Below are 14,753 nucleotides of genomic sequence, written 5' to 3'. Positions count from 1 at the left end.
TCGTTAATTTTGACGATTAACCCATTGCCCATGCGCTCACTTGTTTACGTTTGCCTGTTTTTGAGTTTTATAGTATGGGGTAGTTGTCGGCAGTCTAAACCATTTGCTACGAAGAAACCACTTCCTGCCCGGACCGTTCCGCAAAAGTCAGTGGCTGTCAAGCCTCCTGCGCCGAAGACAACGACTCCCAAACCAACAACGGCGGTAGTTGTTCCGCCTGAAGATACGGTTGAGTTTGAGGAGGTCGTCGACCTGACCCCTCCGCCCCCCAAACGCGAATTCCGGGCTGTCTGGATTGCCACAGTAGATAACATCGACTGGCCAACCAGGAAAGGGCTGCCCGTTGCCGATCAGCAGCGCGAAATCGTAGCGATGTTTGATCAACAGCAGCAAATGGGGTTGAACGCCGTGGTTGTGCAGGTTCGCTCGGCCGCCGATGCGTTTTACGCGAAGAGTTCGGAGCCCTGGTCAGAGTGGCTAACGGGGCAGCAAGGCCTGCCTCCTGCGCCGTTTTATGATCCCCTGGAGTTTATGATTGAACAGGCCCACCAGCGCGGTATGGAATTTCACGCCTGGTTCAACCTGGACCGGGCTATGTTTAGTAAGAACGCCAGCCTGGCACCTACGAATATTATTTACCGCAAGCCGGAGTGGATACTGAGCTACGGAGGGCGTAAACTCTTTAACCTGGGCCTGCCTGCAGTACGTTCCTACATTGCTGGTATTGTCGCTAATGTGGTTCGCGAATACGACGTAGACGGCATTCATTTTGACGATTATTTTTATCCTTACGTAGTTGCTGGCCAAACGTTGAATGACGACGGAGCGTACCAGGCCAACTACAACGGCATGAAGAAGAATGACTGGCGACGCGACAATGTCAATAAGCTGATCGTTGAACTACGAGACTCCATACGGGCCAACAAGCCATGGGTGAAATTTGGGGTAAGCCCGTTTGGTATCTGGAAAAATCAAAGCAATGATCCCGATGGCTCTCCAACAAATGGCGGTCAGTCCTACTACGATCAGTATGCCGATACACGTAAATGGGTACGGGAAGGATTAATCGACTACATCGTTCCACAGGTATATTTTAGCTCTGCATTTGGACGGGTGCCCTACAAAACTCTGGTAGAGTGGTGGACTCGTAACGCTGGAAACTGTCATCTTTACATTGGACAGGGCGCTTATCGGGTCGGACGGGGGTCCGAACGTGATCCGGGCTGGTGGAGGGCTACTGAATTTCCGGATCAGATGCGGTATAACCGCCAGCAGCCAACTGTGGCAGGCAGCGTGTTTTTCAGCGCCAAAAGTTTAAGGGACAATCCACTTGGTATTCGGGACTCTCTGCAAACAAACTTCTATCGACATACGGCGCTGGTGCCAACAATGCCCTGGCTGGATAGTATTCCACCCTTGCCGCCCCGTGAGGTGAAGGCCGCTATGACGCCCGAAGGTATTGAGTTGTTCTGGCATCAACCAGCCGAAGCTCAGGATGGCGATGGCGCGAATCAATACGTTATCTACCGATTTGAAGGCCGACGGCCTCGTATGCGCTTGGAAGACCCCCGATGCATTGTCGCCCGGTGCATGGGCGAAGAAACAACGCGGTTTGTCGACAAGACGGCCGATCTTAAAAAGAAGTATACTTACGTAATAACCGCTTTAGATCGACTCCACAACGAAAGCAAAGAAGTCGTGGTGAAAGTACCGTAACGTCAATTCAGGTAGGCTTGCAGAGCTTCCCCGGCCGACCTGGCGTTGGGGAAGAAACTAACCAGTTTGAGCAAAATTCCTTCGACAACCGCATCCGGACACGAAGCGCCACAGGTCAGTAAGACCGTAACCGGATTGGCTTCGTCGTGTTGAGGAATGAAGTTCTCCGTAACCGTCTCTTGCCGGGTATGTCCGCTGTAGTGACGGATCAATGACTTAGAAAGTATCTTCTGCTCCGATTCAATGAAATACGTAGGAAGCTTTTCTTCGCAGAGTTCGACGATATGCGACGTATTGGAAGAGTTGTACCCACCCGCCACAATGGCAAAATCGGCAGAGTACGTTAGCAGCGCATACGTAGCATCCTGATTATCGTTTGTAGCGTAACAAAGCGTATCCCGTGTGTTGGCAAATCGGGCTTCAACCTGATCAGACGTCAGATTATATGTATTCATCATCACCTTTTTCAGATAATCGGCAATGCCCTGCGTGTCGGAGGCCAGCATCGTCGTCTGATTAACCACGCCAATACGTTCCAGATGACGGGTTGGGTCGAATCCTTCCGAAAATTGACCGGCAAAATCCCGATAGAATTGTTCAGCCGGCAATTCGCGGGTAATGTATTTGGCCAGTTGCTGAGCTTGTTTCAAGTCTTTAACAACGACCGTTGGCGCGGCTTCTTTACTGTGCGAAAATGTAGCCCGCGTTTCTTCGTGACTCGGTTTGCCATGCACAACAACGGTATAATCCTTCTGGCCAATTTGCCCGGCTTTATTCCAGACCTTCTCCACAAAAGGGCAGGTCGTATCGTATCGCTCAATATCCAGCCCAACAGAGGCTAGTTGTTGCTGTGTTTCGAGCGTTGTACCGAACGCAGGAATAATAACGACATCATCGGCCGTCAGGGCCGACCAGGGCGTCAATTGCTTGCCGCTCGTATCCATAATGAACTGCACCCCACGATCCTGCAAGTCGGCATTGACATCGGGATTATGGATCATTTCGCTGAGCAGAAAAATGCGCTTATCCGGGTTCTCGGCAATGGCTTTATAGGCAATCTCTACGGCGTTCTCGACCCCATAGCAAAAGCCGAAGTGACGGGCAATCAGAAACCGAATCGGACCAAAGTCAAGCAGAGTCGGCGTAAAATCGCGCTTGAGTTTGTCGCGTTTTCGCCGAAACTCCTTCAGCGGGGTGATCAGGCTGCTCCGGTAATACTCGGGTATATCGAACGATTTCATTGTCGGTAGCTGGTTATCTGTGCCGCGTCCGGCCGCTGGTAATGGCGCTGTAAGGTTGACCTCTGTTAAATTTCAACAAATGCTTTTCACGCTTTGTTCGCTACAAAACTAACCCTTTCTAGCATACCTGTCTGCATGAGTCACCAACCGATTTAGCGATATGCCCAACCGACTGTTGTCCTACAAAAACTATGACGTACAAAGCGTTACAACGGTAGCTGGCGACCGCAGGAATGCAAACATCGTTACGTGGATCATGCAGACGGCTATGGGTGGTAAAGTGATCGCCGTAGCGCTGTATAAGGTTGATTACACAATCGAACTGGTGCGGGAAAGTGGTATTCTGAACGTTAACCTGTTGAGCACAGACCAGACTCGCTTAATCCGGAAACTTGGCAGACAGTCGGGCCGAACAACAGATAAGTTTAAGAATCTGCCCTATGCGCTCGATGACCGTGGCTGTCCTTATTTAACTGAGGCTATTGGTTACGTGCAATGTCGCGTTCTGCACAGCACCGACGCTGGCGATCATGAACTGTTCGTATGTGAAGTAGTAAAACAAGTCGTGCTCAACCCCGAAAAGGACGTAATGACTTACTCATTTTTAAAGGAAAAGAAGCTGATACGCGCATAGCTGTTTTACTTATATTTGGTGAAGTCATTCCTAAACTTTTTCCAAATATGACTTCGTCGTTGACTAACGAAAACAGCTTTATAGTACGTTTTGCTGACCATTGGCCCTGGTGGCGTAAGGTACTGTTTCGATTCTCATGCATCTATTTATTGCTCTATATGTCGCCCTGGAGCTGGCTGGGCGATCTGCCCTTGTTAAATGTAATAGCGGAGTTGTTTGCCCAAGCCGAAAACTGGCTGGTTAACCTGGGAAACACATACTTGTTTCATGTCAAAGACGTACTGGTGCCGCTCAACGGTAGTGGCGATACGTCGTATGGGTACGCGCAGTTATGTTTGTTCACGCTACTGGCTGTAGTTGGAACCGTAATCTGGACTGGTCTGGATAAGCGCAAGAACTACGATGTTGGGTACTATTGGCTACCGGTCGGGGTACGGTATTACGTAGCTATGGTTGCGCTACGGTACGGCATCATCAAACTGTTTGGGCAGCAAATGGTCTTTCCGTCGTTAAGTGCTTTAGCCACTCCATTAGGAGATTTCCTACCCATGCGTTTCTCCTGGTTTTTTATCGGGTATTCGACTCCATACCAGTTTTTTTCGGGGGCAATCGAGGTGCTGGCGGGCGTCTTGCTGCTATTCCGGCGAACGAGCACCCTGGGAGCGTTTATAGCAACGGGCGTTTTCCTGAATGTTATGATGATGAATCTGTGCTACGACATTCCGGTGAAGCTGTTTTCGATTCACCTGTTTATAATGAGTAACTTCCTGCTATTGGGAGATGCCCAGCGGCTGATAAATTTCTTTGTTCTGAATAAGCCAACCCAACCGGCGTTCCGGATAGTCCTGCAAAACCGGCGGTTACGAATGACGCGAACTGGTCTGAAAGTGGCCTTTGTTGTGCTGTTTCTGGTTCTGCCTTTGTGGGGTATGTATTACAACATGACGAGGTATACTGATTCCGGAGCTAAGGGCAGGTTAACTACTGGCTATTTTGAGGTTGAACGCTTTCAGGGAAACGTAGCTGATAGCCTTCGCTGGAAAGACGTGATTTTCGAACAGAACACATCGGGCAGTATTCTGACAGCGGATACGCTGCTGCGGCAACGCTATCGTCGGGGATATTTTTCGTATGCGCTGGATTCCGCCAAAAATATCATTGCGTTCAAAAAGTTTAGTTCAGATACGAGTTCACTGTTCACGCTGAACTATACCATGCCCGACACTAACCATTTACTCTTGCGGGGGCTGATCCGAAACGATACAATTTCGATTGCGCTTAAACGGCAGAAGCGGCACTTCCAGCTTGCCGAACGGCAGTTTCACTGGCTGTCAGAATCTAATCGATAATTCGGGAGTTAAAGTTCAAGCACTCGCCCAAGAATATCATCCAGATACTCGCGCGTATTGGCCAGGCGGGGTACTTTGTGCTGGCCACCCAGTTTGCCCCGCTGCTTCATCCAGGCGTAGAACGTACCACGCGGCACCACATGCACACGGGGCCGTTTTAACACCATATCGTTATACCGCTTGGCGTCATAATCGGAATTGACCTGGCGGAGCGTTTCGTCGAGGATCTGGTTGAACCGTTGCTGGCTCTCGGGATTCTGAGCAAATTCAATAACCCATTCGTGGCAGCCGTTGGTGCCGTTGCTCATATAAATAGGACCCGCTGTGTAGTCGGTAATGATGGCACCCGTCAGTTCGCAGGCCCGCGTGATAGCGGCCTCCGCATTCTCTACAATGACCTCTTCACCAAACGCATTGATGTAATGTTTTGTGCGACCACTGACTTTCAGACGGTGCGGGTAGAGCGACGTAAACCGTACCGTATCACCGACCCGGTACCGCCAGAGTCCCCCGTTGGTAGAGACAATAAGTGCGTAGTTCTTATCGACTTCAACCTCTTCAATCGTCAACGCTTTCGGGAAAGGCTGATCCGCTTCGTGGATGGGCACAAATTCATAGAAGATTCCATAGTCAAGCATCAGCAGCATTTCGCCAACGCGGCTCAGATCGTCCTGAATGGCGAAGAAACCTTCGGACGCGTTGTAAACTTCCTGGTATCGAACCGTTTTCGACGGAAATACCTGTTGCTGAAACAAATCTCGGTAGGGTTGGAAATTAACGGCTCCGTGTACCAGCAGCTCAAAGTTCGGCCACACTTCGAGGATGTTTGTCTTACCGGTTTTTGCCAGAATTTTGTCGATAAGCACCAGCCCCCAGGTTGGTGTTCCCAAGATGCTCGTTACGTTCTCCTGCGCGGTTATCTCAGCCATTCGCTCCAGTTTAGACTCCCACTCGTCCATCAGGGCAATCTCAATGGAAGGAGTACGTATGAATTGCGCCCAGCTGGGTAGGTTTTTCATCACCACGGCCGATACATCGCCCGCGGCACTGTTCGAGCCGAATGGATTCTGATGTAAGCTGCCCCCAATGGATAAGCCTTTGCCCTCAAACGTTCGGCTATCCGGGTTATTAGCTATGTATAAGGCCATCATGTCCTTGCCGCCCTTAAAATGACTTTCGTCCAAAGACTCGGGCGTGACCGGGATGAATTTGCTGCGGGCGTTGGTCGTACCCGACGATTTAGCGAACCAGCGAACCGGCGACGGCCACAGTACCTTACTTTCGCCTTTCATGACCCGTTCGATATACGGGTACAAGTCTTCGTAGCTGGATATGGGAACCTGACGTTGAAAATCCTGTACGCTACGAATGGATTTGTAATCATATTTTCGGCCCCACTCCGTTCGGCGGCCCGAACGGATCAACTGATTAAACACCTTTTGCTGCACTACACCGGGCTGAGTCATCATGGTTTCAATGCGCGGCAAGCGCCGTTGCAGAAGCCATTTAAGTGTAGTGTTTAAAAAGGTCATAGTCTTATCAACAGGATTGGTAACCGGCTGGCCAACGTCGGTTAATCATAGAAACTTACAAAAGTGTGGCTTAGTTTACAAACCACTTGCCCGGTTGGGGTAGTCGGTAATAAGGCCGTCAACGCCCCAATTCTTCAGTCGGTTCATATCCGCCCGCCTGTTTACTGTCCACGGAATAACTTTAACTCCCCGTTCGTGCAGCCGACGAATTCGATCCTGACTGAGCAGGCGGTAGTGTGGGCTGTATACATCTGGTGTAAAGCCAAGTTCTTCTAGATTCTTCTCGGGGCTACGCAGATTTTCTACTAAAGCAGATAGTTGAACAGAAGGATATTTATCTGCCGGTCTGTCGATACGTTCCGCCTGTTGTTTCCAATGCCTGATTATGGCAAAGTCGAAGCTTTGAATCACAACGCGGTCCGGAGGAAGAAGCTTAGTGATAACGGCCTGTACAAGGTCGCAGAAGAGAGCAGGCTCCGGCTGGCTTTTGTTATACTCCGATGGCTCACTTTTAATCTCAATATTATACGAGAAGAGCGGCAAATTCTTCGTATTTCGATACGCTTCTGCCTGCTCAATCACTTCGCTGAGCAAAGGCTTGAATGTCTTTAACCTTTGCTGTTCAGGATACGCCGGATTGCCAGCCGAGCCGACATCAAATTGGCGTATTTCGGCATAATTCATCTGGTAGAGCACGAGGCCTCTCTGCTCTTTCTTGCTGACCGGCTGACCATTGGGTTTATAGCTAAACGCTGCGTTGAAATACGGTTCGTGCGATACGACCACCTGCCGATCTTTGCTGATAACTACGTCCAGTTCGAGCGTTGTAACCCCTAAATCCAGGGCCTTCAAAAACGCCGGAATTGTGTTCTCGGGCATAAGGCCCCGGCACCCTCGATGTCCCTGTAGATCGAATTGGGACGGAGGTGACGAGACAAATACAGTAGTTATCATACCGACAAAAAGTCCAATGAAGCGCATGCAGATGGATGAACGGTCGGCTCAAAAGTACAATTTCTTTTAGTAGTTAAGGGACAACAGCCATAAACCGCGACGACTGCGAAAGGTAACCACCCCCCCATTCGACCCTGGGTTGACGCTTCGGATCACCACCAGATACGTGTCCATTAACAGGTTTATAAACGGCGCGGCTGTTGGTAATTTCAAAGGCTTTGAGCGGACCGTTATTATTCGCTGCTACGTAACAAATGCGCCCGTTGGCCAGCAGAACGGACGCGAACGCTTTGGCATCGCCATCCACGACAAAGCCAGACTGTTCAGGACTTAGGGGCTTAAAATGCCCTGTACCGTCACCCAGCAAACACAGCCCTAAGCCTGCATCCTGCCAGCCCGACAATACCTCCATAGCGTGATCGTTTCCGGTCAGCAGTATATCCAGGTTCCCGTCCTGATTAACGTCCGTAGCCACCGTTCCGAACACGGGTGAAAACTGCGCTTCTAAGGGAAGATCATGGATAACAAACGTACCATTTCGGTTCTCAATATACGCCGATGATACGTAGGTAACCCGTTTTGTGATCGCTTCCTTACGTTGATCCACCGAAAGCAATTTATCCAGCGTAAGTTTCCCGTAGGCAGCATAGGAGGTCATATTTTTCTTAAACGATGGTATCTGATCGGTTAACACATCTCGTGGATGAACAGGATACTCCGTATTGCTATTGTAAAAACTTAGGATGGGATCCAGCGTTCCGTTTTTATCATAATCGGCCGCGTATACGGATACGGGCCGCTCGGGAGAAGCCTGAAAGCGGTTATTTCGCCCCAGATTACCCGCGATGTAATCCATATCGCCGTCGTTGTCAAAATCGCCGGCGGTAAGACTGTTCCAAAAGCCGACGGTACTTGCCAGAGACGGCATGGTCAGCTGCGACAGCTGACGGCCTTTCTGGTTTTTGAAAACCGTAATCGGCATAAACTCACCGGCCAGCATGAGATCCGGCCAGTTGTCGTTATCCACATCTGTCCAGAGCGCAGCACAGACCAAACCCGCCTGACCTAAACCGGGGGCTAACTGATCGGTAACGTCGGTGAAACGAGCCTGGCCCTGGCGGCTATCGTTACGTAACAAATAGCTTCGCGCCGGTTCTGGATAACGCTGAGGCACAACCCGGCCGCCTACAAACAAGTCCAGATCGCCATCCTGGTCAAAGTCGGCGGCAATTACGCACGAGCCACTGGCTTCGGTACGTGGTAATGCTCCCGGCGCAACCTTGAAGTTGCCTTTCCCATCGTTCAGGTACAGGCTGTCCTGATACAGAGCCGGATTCTTGCCGAACTCAGTACTTCCATGCACCGCGTATAAGTCGAGGTCATTGTCCTGATCAACGTCGAGCAGAAGCACCCCCGTTTCTTCGGCCCGTTTGGCAGGCCGATCTTTCCGCTGGAACGTACCGTCCGGACGTTGTAAAAAGAATGTCCCACCTTTATTCGCTGAACCCGCGACATAAATATCATCGAAGCCGTTGTTATCGACATCGCCCACCGCTAGTCCCGGACCAATCTGAGAATGCTTATGAAACAGTAAGGTCTGCTGCGCTTTATAATCGACAAAGTCATCTTCCTGATGCTGAAACGCAAGACCAACTGAGGTTGATACGTCGGTGAGTAAGGCGCTGGCCGGTTGCTGGCGCTGCATAAACGTATTCGGTTGAGCAGTCGCCTGACGTTCAGTCAACGTCAGCGTTTGATCGGCGGAGATGTTGCGGAGCACCTGACCGACTCCGCTTGGCCAGCGAATTTTCAGTGAATCGATCTTGGCCGAATTACCCAAGCCAAAGTGCACGCCTGCTTCCATCGTCGATTGGTAACCACGCTGCCGGGTGTATTCGGCATAATGCATACGCTGACCAGTCCAGACGATTAGTTGTGCCCCTAAGCCTTCCAGGTTGCCTTGCTTGCCAATGAGCTTCAGCTTCAGGTAATGGGGCCTGGGCGATTCGTTGTCGGCATCAATCGTGTGATTTTGGTAGATAAAAGCCGGATCATTGATATTATTCATGACCAGATCCAGATCACCGTCATTGTCGAAGTCGGCATAAGCGGTTCCGTTCGTGAAGGAAGGATCTGCCAGCCCCCAACTGTCGGCTACGTTCGAGAATCGAAGACTGTCGTCGTTATGAAACAGAAAGTTCGGTTTATAAACAGGTTCTAAATCGTTAATCCGTTTTAGTAAACCAGCCCGCCGATCCGCATCCGAGCCAAAGACATTGGCCTCCCGGTTGTAGGTGGTGAAATCAAGGTCGGTGATGTCTTTGCGGTACCCATTCGTGACCAGCAAATCGCGGAGGCCATCGTTGTCGAGGTCAGCGAAAAGAGCACTCCAACTCCAGTCGGTAGCCGCTGTTCCGGTCAGGTAAGCAATGTCGCTGAACAAAGGCACATCATTTGGCCCGCTGGGGGACGTGACGCTACGTGCTGAACCTGCAGATGGCGGACGAAATCCCCGGTTAAGCTGAAGCACATTTCGGATGTACTGCGTTTGATAACCCAGCCGACGACCTAATTGAAAGCGGTCGTAAGGTACGTTGGAAAACATGGTTTTCTGGCGCAGATTGTCATCGGGCAGCATGTCTACCACCATCAGGTCATTCAAGCCGTCGTTATTGATATCCGCTATGTCAACGCCCATGCTGTTGTGACTCTGGTGCTTAAGGGCTTCGCTTATGCGGTTGGTGAAGGTTCCGTCGTGATTATTGATCAGCCAGACATCGTTCGACTGGAAATCATTGGCTACGTAAATATCTGACCAGCCATCCTGGTTAATGTCGTTGACAAGTACCCCTAAGCCCCATCCTTCATGAATTAGTCCGGCTTGCTTCGATACATCGGTATAATGAGGGATGTTGTCGGCTGAGAGGCCGTCGTTTCGGTACAGTTTATCCACACTTCGGGCGGAGCCGTCGTTTCTGGGGCCGATTACGTTGTTGCGATTAAAAGACTCCAGGGCATTTGTTAACAGAAAAACGTCCAGATCGCCGTCGCGGTCATAGTCTAAAAATGTAGCCTGAGAAGTGTAACTCGAATCGGCCAGTCCAGCGGCATGGGCCACCTCTTTAAATTGCGGTACGCCATTGGCGTCATTTCCCAGATTGAGGAAGAGCAGATTGGGAACCGACTTGTCGCGTTTTGGGTGAATGGTGGAGACGTAAATATCCTGTCGGCCGTCCTGATTAATATCGGCAACCGCTACGCCTGTGCACCAGCTGCGGGTAGCTACGTTTGCCGATTCCGTTACGTCCTCAAATCTGAACTTCCCCTTATTCAGGTATAACCGGCTTGATACCTGGTTTCCCGCGAAAAATAAATCGCTTTGGCCATCTCCATCGAAATCGCCCACACCGACGCCCCCGCCGTTATAGAGGTATTCGAAGTCCATTACGTTCAGCGTGTCGCTTTCAATGATTTCGTTCGTAAAGTCGATTTCTGTTTGACTAGCCGGTAACCGCTCAAAGCGTGAGGAGGTATGTGTACAGCTGACCAGAGTAAGGAAGAGGAATCCGGTCAGAATAGAAAAAGCTCGCATGGAGGAAAGGTAAACAAAATTCGTGGCTCCTGTCGTAGAGCCGCAGCTGGCAATCATCCGGTTTTGGATTTGTCAGCCATAGGAACGATACGTAGTCGTACTGTTTAGAAGCGTAATTGGTCGGTTATCTTTTCGCGATGCTGATAGGTAGCAATGAGCCTGGTATAAGCACGCAATAGTCACTTGTGAACACGGGCAGCGCCAACCAGCATAGCCACCCAGCGCATGGAATCATTAAACCAGGTTTGCTTCTGAGCAAAAATAAGCCTTTGCGTAGGCACTTCCATTTGCTGGCGAATTCGCTGGAATAGCTGATCCGCATCTGGTACGTTACAGACCGGAGGTACGTGCCAGTCGGTATCGTTCAACTGAGCCGTAAGCTGACGCGTCAGATACGTCTTGCCAGCGTGCGTGGTAAACCAGTCCAGTACATAGCGGGCTTCATCAGCAGATACCTGATTCGTAAAATAGCGCTGTAGTAATTGTTCGGTCATAGGTAAAGGTTGTACAGGATGTGGTGTACCGGATTAGTCGAAGAGGAGGGCAGGTTGTAGTAGATTAACGAATGAGAGTGCCAAGACGGGTAACGTTTCAACCCCGGTATGCTGCCGGAGGTAATCCCGCAGGAAAAGACAGGCCTGCTGGTAATGAACTTTAGCGCTATTGATCGAAATCTCTAGGTTAGAAGCCACTTCTGCGTCGGTTAAGTTATCAACCGAGCGAAGAATAAATACTAACTGCCGTTGGGCCGGTAGTTTATCCAAACCCTGCCGAACAACCGTATTGTATTCGTCAAAAATGAGCTGTTCGTCCGTGAGCGTGTCAATAAGCGTTAAGCTATGCTGACGTTCGATGTGGCGAAGAATAGCCTGACGATCGTTACGAATATGGTTAAGAACATAGCGACGCATTGCGGTTGCCAGGTAGTCGTTAATGGGTTGCGACAAATCCAGGCTATGTCGCTGGTTCCATAGCTTCAGATAAACGTCCTGTAAAGCTTCTTTTGCCAATACGGGATCTTTCAGATATTGGCTGGCTATAGTATACAAATGCCCATGATAGCGATAAAACAGGGTTTTGAACGCTGTCTTATCGTTCTGCGTCAGGCGCAGGGCCAGTTCCCAATCTGTCAGTTCCACGTACATAAATTAGAGGCTTTACGAACGGCGGGAGCTAACCCAGCTTCTGACATTCGCTGTATACAAATATAAAAAAAGAAATAGTTAATTAGGAAAAGAATACTTTTTATTTGTAGGGTGCAATAGTAAACTTGCGACTCGATTATCATCGGTAGTTCAACGACTCATGCAATACGTAAAAGCTGGTCTCTTTTTAATCATTACCATAGCGCTTGTTTGGGCATTAAATCGCCCCTGGGGAAGTGTTCCGGCTTTTGGTCCTTTATTAAGCCCTTTTGTTGGATTCTGGCAAAATGCGGAAACAATCGACACGGGTGCCGACGAAACAATTAAGCTGGAGGGCACCAAAGCGCCGGTAACGGTCGTATTCGACGATCTGGCCATTCCGCACGTATTCGCGCAAAACGACTACGATGCGTACTTCGCTCAGGGTTACCTGACGGCTCGTGACCGGCTATGGCAAATGGAGTTTCAAACGCATGCCGCGGCTGGTCGGGTCGCTGAAATTGTCGGTGACAGAGCTTTGGAGCTGGATCGCTACAATCGGCGACTGGGAATGGGCTTCGGTGCCGAAAAGGCCGTAAAGGCCATGCTGGCCGATCCGCGTTCTCGTGAGTCGATCGAGGCCTATACCGCCGGAATCAACACCTATATCAAGCAGTTAAAACCGGCTCAATACCCACTTGAGTACAAACTTCTTGGATATGCGCCGGAACCCTGGCAACCGATCAAATGCGCTTACTTTCTGAAATATATGTCGGGTGTGCTGGCGCTGGGCGCTGATGACCTGAACATGAGTAACGTACTGAAAAAGTACGGAGCCGTGGTAACGAACGATCTGTTTCCCGATTATCCATCTCAGGAAGATCCCATTATTCCTGCGGGTACGAAGTGGGACTTCAAACCGGTGCCGGTGCCATCGACTCCCGCAAACGCGGTTATAAACTCGGCTCCACTAGCCATGCGCTGGCCTGAGCATGACCCAACTATTGGAAGTAATAACTGGGCCGTTGGTCCCCAGAGGTCGGCGACCGGTTATCCTATTCTGGCAAACGACCCGCACCTGGCGTTAAACTTACCGTCGATCTGGTACCAGATTCAGCTTGTTACCCCAACCCTAAACGTATACGGAGCGTCCATGCCGGGGGCTCCGGGCGTTATCATTGGCTTCAACAAGCAAGTTGCCTGGGGTGTTACAAACGTCGGTGCTGATGTGCTCGACTTTTATCAGATCAAATTCAAAGATGCTTCTCGACAACAATACTGGCACGATAATCAGTGGAAGCCGGTCAAGCGCAGAATCGAGGCAATCAAAGTGAAAGGAAAACCCGACGTAGTGGATACGGTCCTGTACACGCATCATGGCCCGGTTATGTACACAGTAGGGGAGAAACCGTTCGCCAAAAACGTTCCGGTTGGATACGCTGCCCGCTGGATTGCTCACGAAGAATCCAATGATTTTCTGACGTATTATTTACTCGACCGGGCCAAGAACTACGATGACTATCGGAAGGCGTTGAGTTATTACGCTGCTCCCGCCCAGAATTTTGTGTTCGCCGACGTAGCGAAAGACATTGCCATCACCCCAAACGGACGTTTTCCGCTTAAGTGGAAAGAGCAGGGCAAATACCTTCTCGACGGCACTGATCCGGCTCACGACTGGCATGGCTGGATTCCCATGGACCAGAACCCACACGTAAAAAATCCGGCGCGGGGCTTCGTCAGCTCGGCGAACCAATCGTCAACCGACCCAACGTATCCCTACTACATAAACTGGCAGTTTGCCCCGTCAGAACGCGGAACCCGTATCAATCAACGTCTGAGCGGAATGCAGCGAGTAACGCCCGATAGTCTTCGTCAGCTCCAGAACGATAATTTTAACCTGCGTGCCGCAAACGTATTACCGGTTTTCCTTCCCTACGTGCAGCCCCAAAAACTAACGGGTGAGCAACGTAACGCTCTAGCCGTTATCAAATCCTGGCGGTATAATAATGACGTAACGGAAGTGGGGCCAACCGTTTTTGCGGAATGGTCCCGTCAGCTTATGGATGCACTCTGGGGCGATGAGTTTGAAAGCAATGACACGATCACGATGCGTTATCCCAGCTTCGACCGGACGCTCCAGCTCGCCCGGACAGAACCGACAGCGCATTGGTTTGATAACGTCAAAACGCCCGTTCGGGAAACTATCACCCAGATTACAACGCAAAGCTTTCAGGCGGCTGTTGACACACTTATTAAAAAGCACGGGGCAATGGGTTCGACCTGGCAATGGGGTCAGCACAAAGCTACAAAAATTAGCCACCTGGCTCGTCTGGATGCGCTAAGCGCGGTAAATGTGCAGACTGGTGGTGGCAATGGGATTGTAAACGCAACCAGCGAACGTAACGGCCCTTCCTGGCGGATGATAGTGGCCGTTGGACCCCAGCCCAAGGCTTACGGCGTTTATCCGGGCGGTCAGTCGGGCAATCCGGGTAGCCCTTTTTACATGAATATGATTGATACGTGGCGCACGGGCCAGCTAAATGAATTACTTTATTTACAGTCGGCTCAGGACAAACATCCACGTATCAAACGGCGGTTAACTATTAACTAA

The 14,753-nt window shown here is 50.4% G+C and carries 10 protein-coding genes; 4 read left to right on the top strand and 6 right to left on the bottom strand.

Annotation, left to right across the window (positions count from 1 at the left end):
- Positions 1-30: 30 nt before the first annotated feature.
- On the top strand, positions 31-1,716 hold the full coding sequence (locus ACYVBJ_RS00710; RefSeq protein WP_460980383.1) for a glycoside hydrolase family 10 protein: 1,686 nt from the start codon (positions 31-33) through the stop codon (positions 1,714-1,716).
- A gap of 2 nt (positions 1,717-1,718) precedes the next feature.
- Here ACYVBJ_RS00710 and ACYVBJ_RS00705 read toward each other — a convergent pair whose 3' ends face one another.
- Positions 1,719-2,957, bottom strand: a complete 1,239-nt coding sequence (locus ACYVBJ_RS00705) for a 4-hydroxy-3-methylbut-2-enyl diphosphate reductase (protein WP_460980382.1) — start codon at positions 2,955-2,957, stop codon at positions 1,719-1,721.
- A 160-nt stretch (positions 2,958-3,117) separates the two neighbouring features.
- On the opposite strand from ACYVBJ_RS00705, the gene ACYVBJ_RS00700 reads away from it, so the two are divergent.
- Positions 3,118-3,591 (top strand): flavin reductase family protein, encoded by a 474-nt coding sequence (locus tag ACYVBJ_RS00700; protein ID WP_460980381.1) that lies wholly within the window; start codon positions 3,118-3,120, stop codon positions 3,589-3,591.
- A 47-nt stretch (positions 3,592-3,638) separates the two neighbouring features.
- Positions 3,639-4,940 carry a hypothetical protein gene (locus tag ACYVBJ_RS00695; RefSeq protein WP_460980380.1) on the top strand — a complete coding sequence of 434 codons (1,302 nt, stop codon included), beginning with the start codon at positions 3,639-3,641 and terminating at the stop codon, positions 4,938-4,940.
- A gap of 8 nt (positions 4,941-4,948) precedes the next feature.
- On the opposite strand, the gene ACYVBJ_RS00690 is transcribed toward ACYVBJ_RS00695, so the two are convergent.
- From ACYVBJ_RS00690 to ACYVBJ_RS00670, 5 genes are all read right to left on the bottom strand, one after another.
- Positions 4,949-6,472: a GH3 auxin-responsive promoter family protein gene (locus ACYVBJ_RS00690; RefSeq protein WP_460980379.1), complete on the bottom strand. Its 1,524-nt coding sequence runs from the start codon at positions 6,470-6,472 to the stop codon at positions 4,949-4,951.
- 75 nt (positions 6,473-6,547) lie between these two features.
- Positions 6,548-7,426, bottom strand: coding sequence for a glycerophosphodiester phosphodiesterase family protein (locus tag ACYVBJ_RS00685; protein WP_460980378.1), 879 nt, complete (start codon positions 7,424-7,426; stop codon positions 6,548-6,550).
- A gap of 73 nt (positions 7,427-7,499) precedes the next feature.
- Positions 7,500-11,018 carry a VCBS repeat-containing protein gene (locus tag ACYVBJ_RS00680; RefSeq protein ID WP_460980377.1) on the bottom strand — a complete coding sequence of 1,173 codons (3,519 nt, stop codon included), beginning with the start codon at positions 11,016-11,018 and terminating at the stop codon, positions 7,500-7,502.
- 179 nt (positions 11,019-11,197) lie between these two features.
- Entirely contained in the window at positions 11,198-11,512 is a 315-nt protein-coding gene (locus tag ACYVBJ_RS00675) for a hypothetical protein (protein WP_460980376.1), read from the bottom strand.
- A 33-nt stretch (positions 11,513-11,545) separates the two neighbouring features.
- Positions 11,546-12,163: a sigma-70 family RNA polymerase sigma factor gene (locus tag ACYVBJ_RS00670; protein WP_460980375.1), complete on the bottom strand. Its 618-nt coding sequence runs from the start codon at positions 12,161-12,163 to the stop codon at positions 11,546-11,548.
- Positions 12,164-12,323: 160 nt separating this feature from the next.
- Between ACYVBJ_RS00670 and ACYVBJ_RS00665 the strand changes: the two genes are divergently transcribed.
- Positions 12,324-14,753, top strand: a complete 2,430-nt coding sequence (locus ACYVBJ_RS00665; protein WP_460980374.1) for a penicillin acylase family protein — start codon at positions 12,324-12,326, stop codon at positions 14,751-14,753.

Source organism: Spirosoma fluminis (assembly GCF_054778895.1).
This window is presented reverse-complemented; position numbering and strand designations above follow the sequence as displayed.

What these genes read in the sequence shown, in the direction of transcription:
- ACYVBJ_RS00710 (WP_460980383.1), top strand. Translation starts at nt 31, where the DNA reads ATGCGCTCACTTGTTTACGTTTGCCTGTTTTTGAGTTTTATAGTATGG.
- ACYVBJ_RS00705 (WP_460980382.1), bottom strand. Translation starts at nt 2,957, where the DNA reads ATGAAATCGTTCGATATACCCGAGTATTACCGGAGCAGCCTGATCACC.
- ACYVBJ_RS00700 (WP_460980381.1), top strand. Translation starts at nt 3,118, where the DNA reads ATGCCCAACCGACTGTTGTCCTACAAAAACTATGACGTACAAAGCGTT.
- ACYVBJ_RS00695 (WP_460980380.1), top strand. Translation starts at nt 3,639, where the DNA reads ATGACTTCGTCGTTGACTAACGAAAACAGCTTTATAGTACGTTTTGCT.
- ACYVBJ_RS00690 (WP_460980379.1), bottom strand. Translation starts at nt 6,472, where the DNA reads ATGACCTTTTTAAACACTACACTTAAATGGCTTCTGCAACGGCGCTTG.
- ACYVBJ_RS00685 (WP_460980378.1), bottom strand. Translation starts at nt 7,426, where the DNA reads ATGATAACTACTGTATTTGTCTCGTCACCTCCGTCCCAATTCGATCTA.
- ACYVBJ_RS00680 (WP_460980377.1), bottom strand. Translation starts at nt 11,018, where the DNA reads ATGCGAGCTTTTTCTATTCTGACCGGATTCCTCTTCCTTACTCTGGTC.
- ACYVBJ_RS00675 (WP_460980376.1), bottom strand. Translation starts at nt 11,512, where the DNA reads ATGACCGAACAATTACTACAGCGCTATTTTACGAATCAGGTATCTGCT.
- ACYVBJ_RS00670 (WP_460980375.1), bottom strand. Translation starts at nt 12,163, where the DNA reads ATGTACGTGGAACTGACAGATTGGGAACTGGCCCTGCGCCTGACGCAG.
- ACYVBJ_RS00665 (WP_460980374.1), top strand. Translation starts at nt 12,324, where the DNA reads ATGCAATACGTAAAAGCTGGTCTCTTTTTAATCATTACCATAGCGCTT.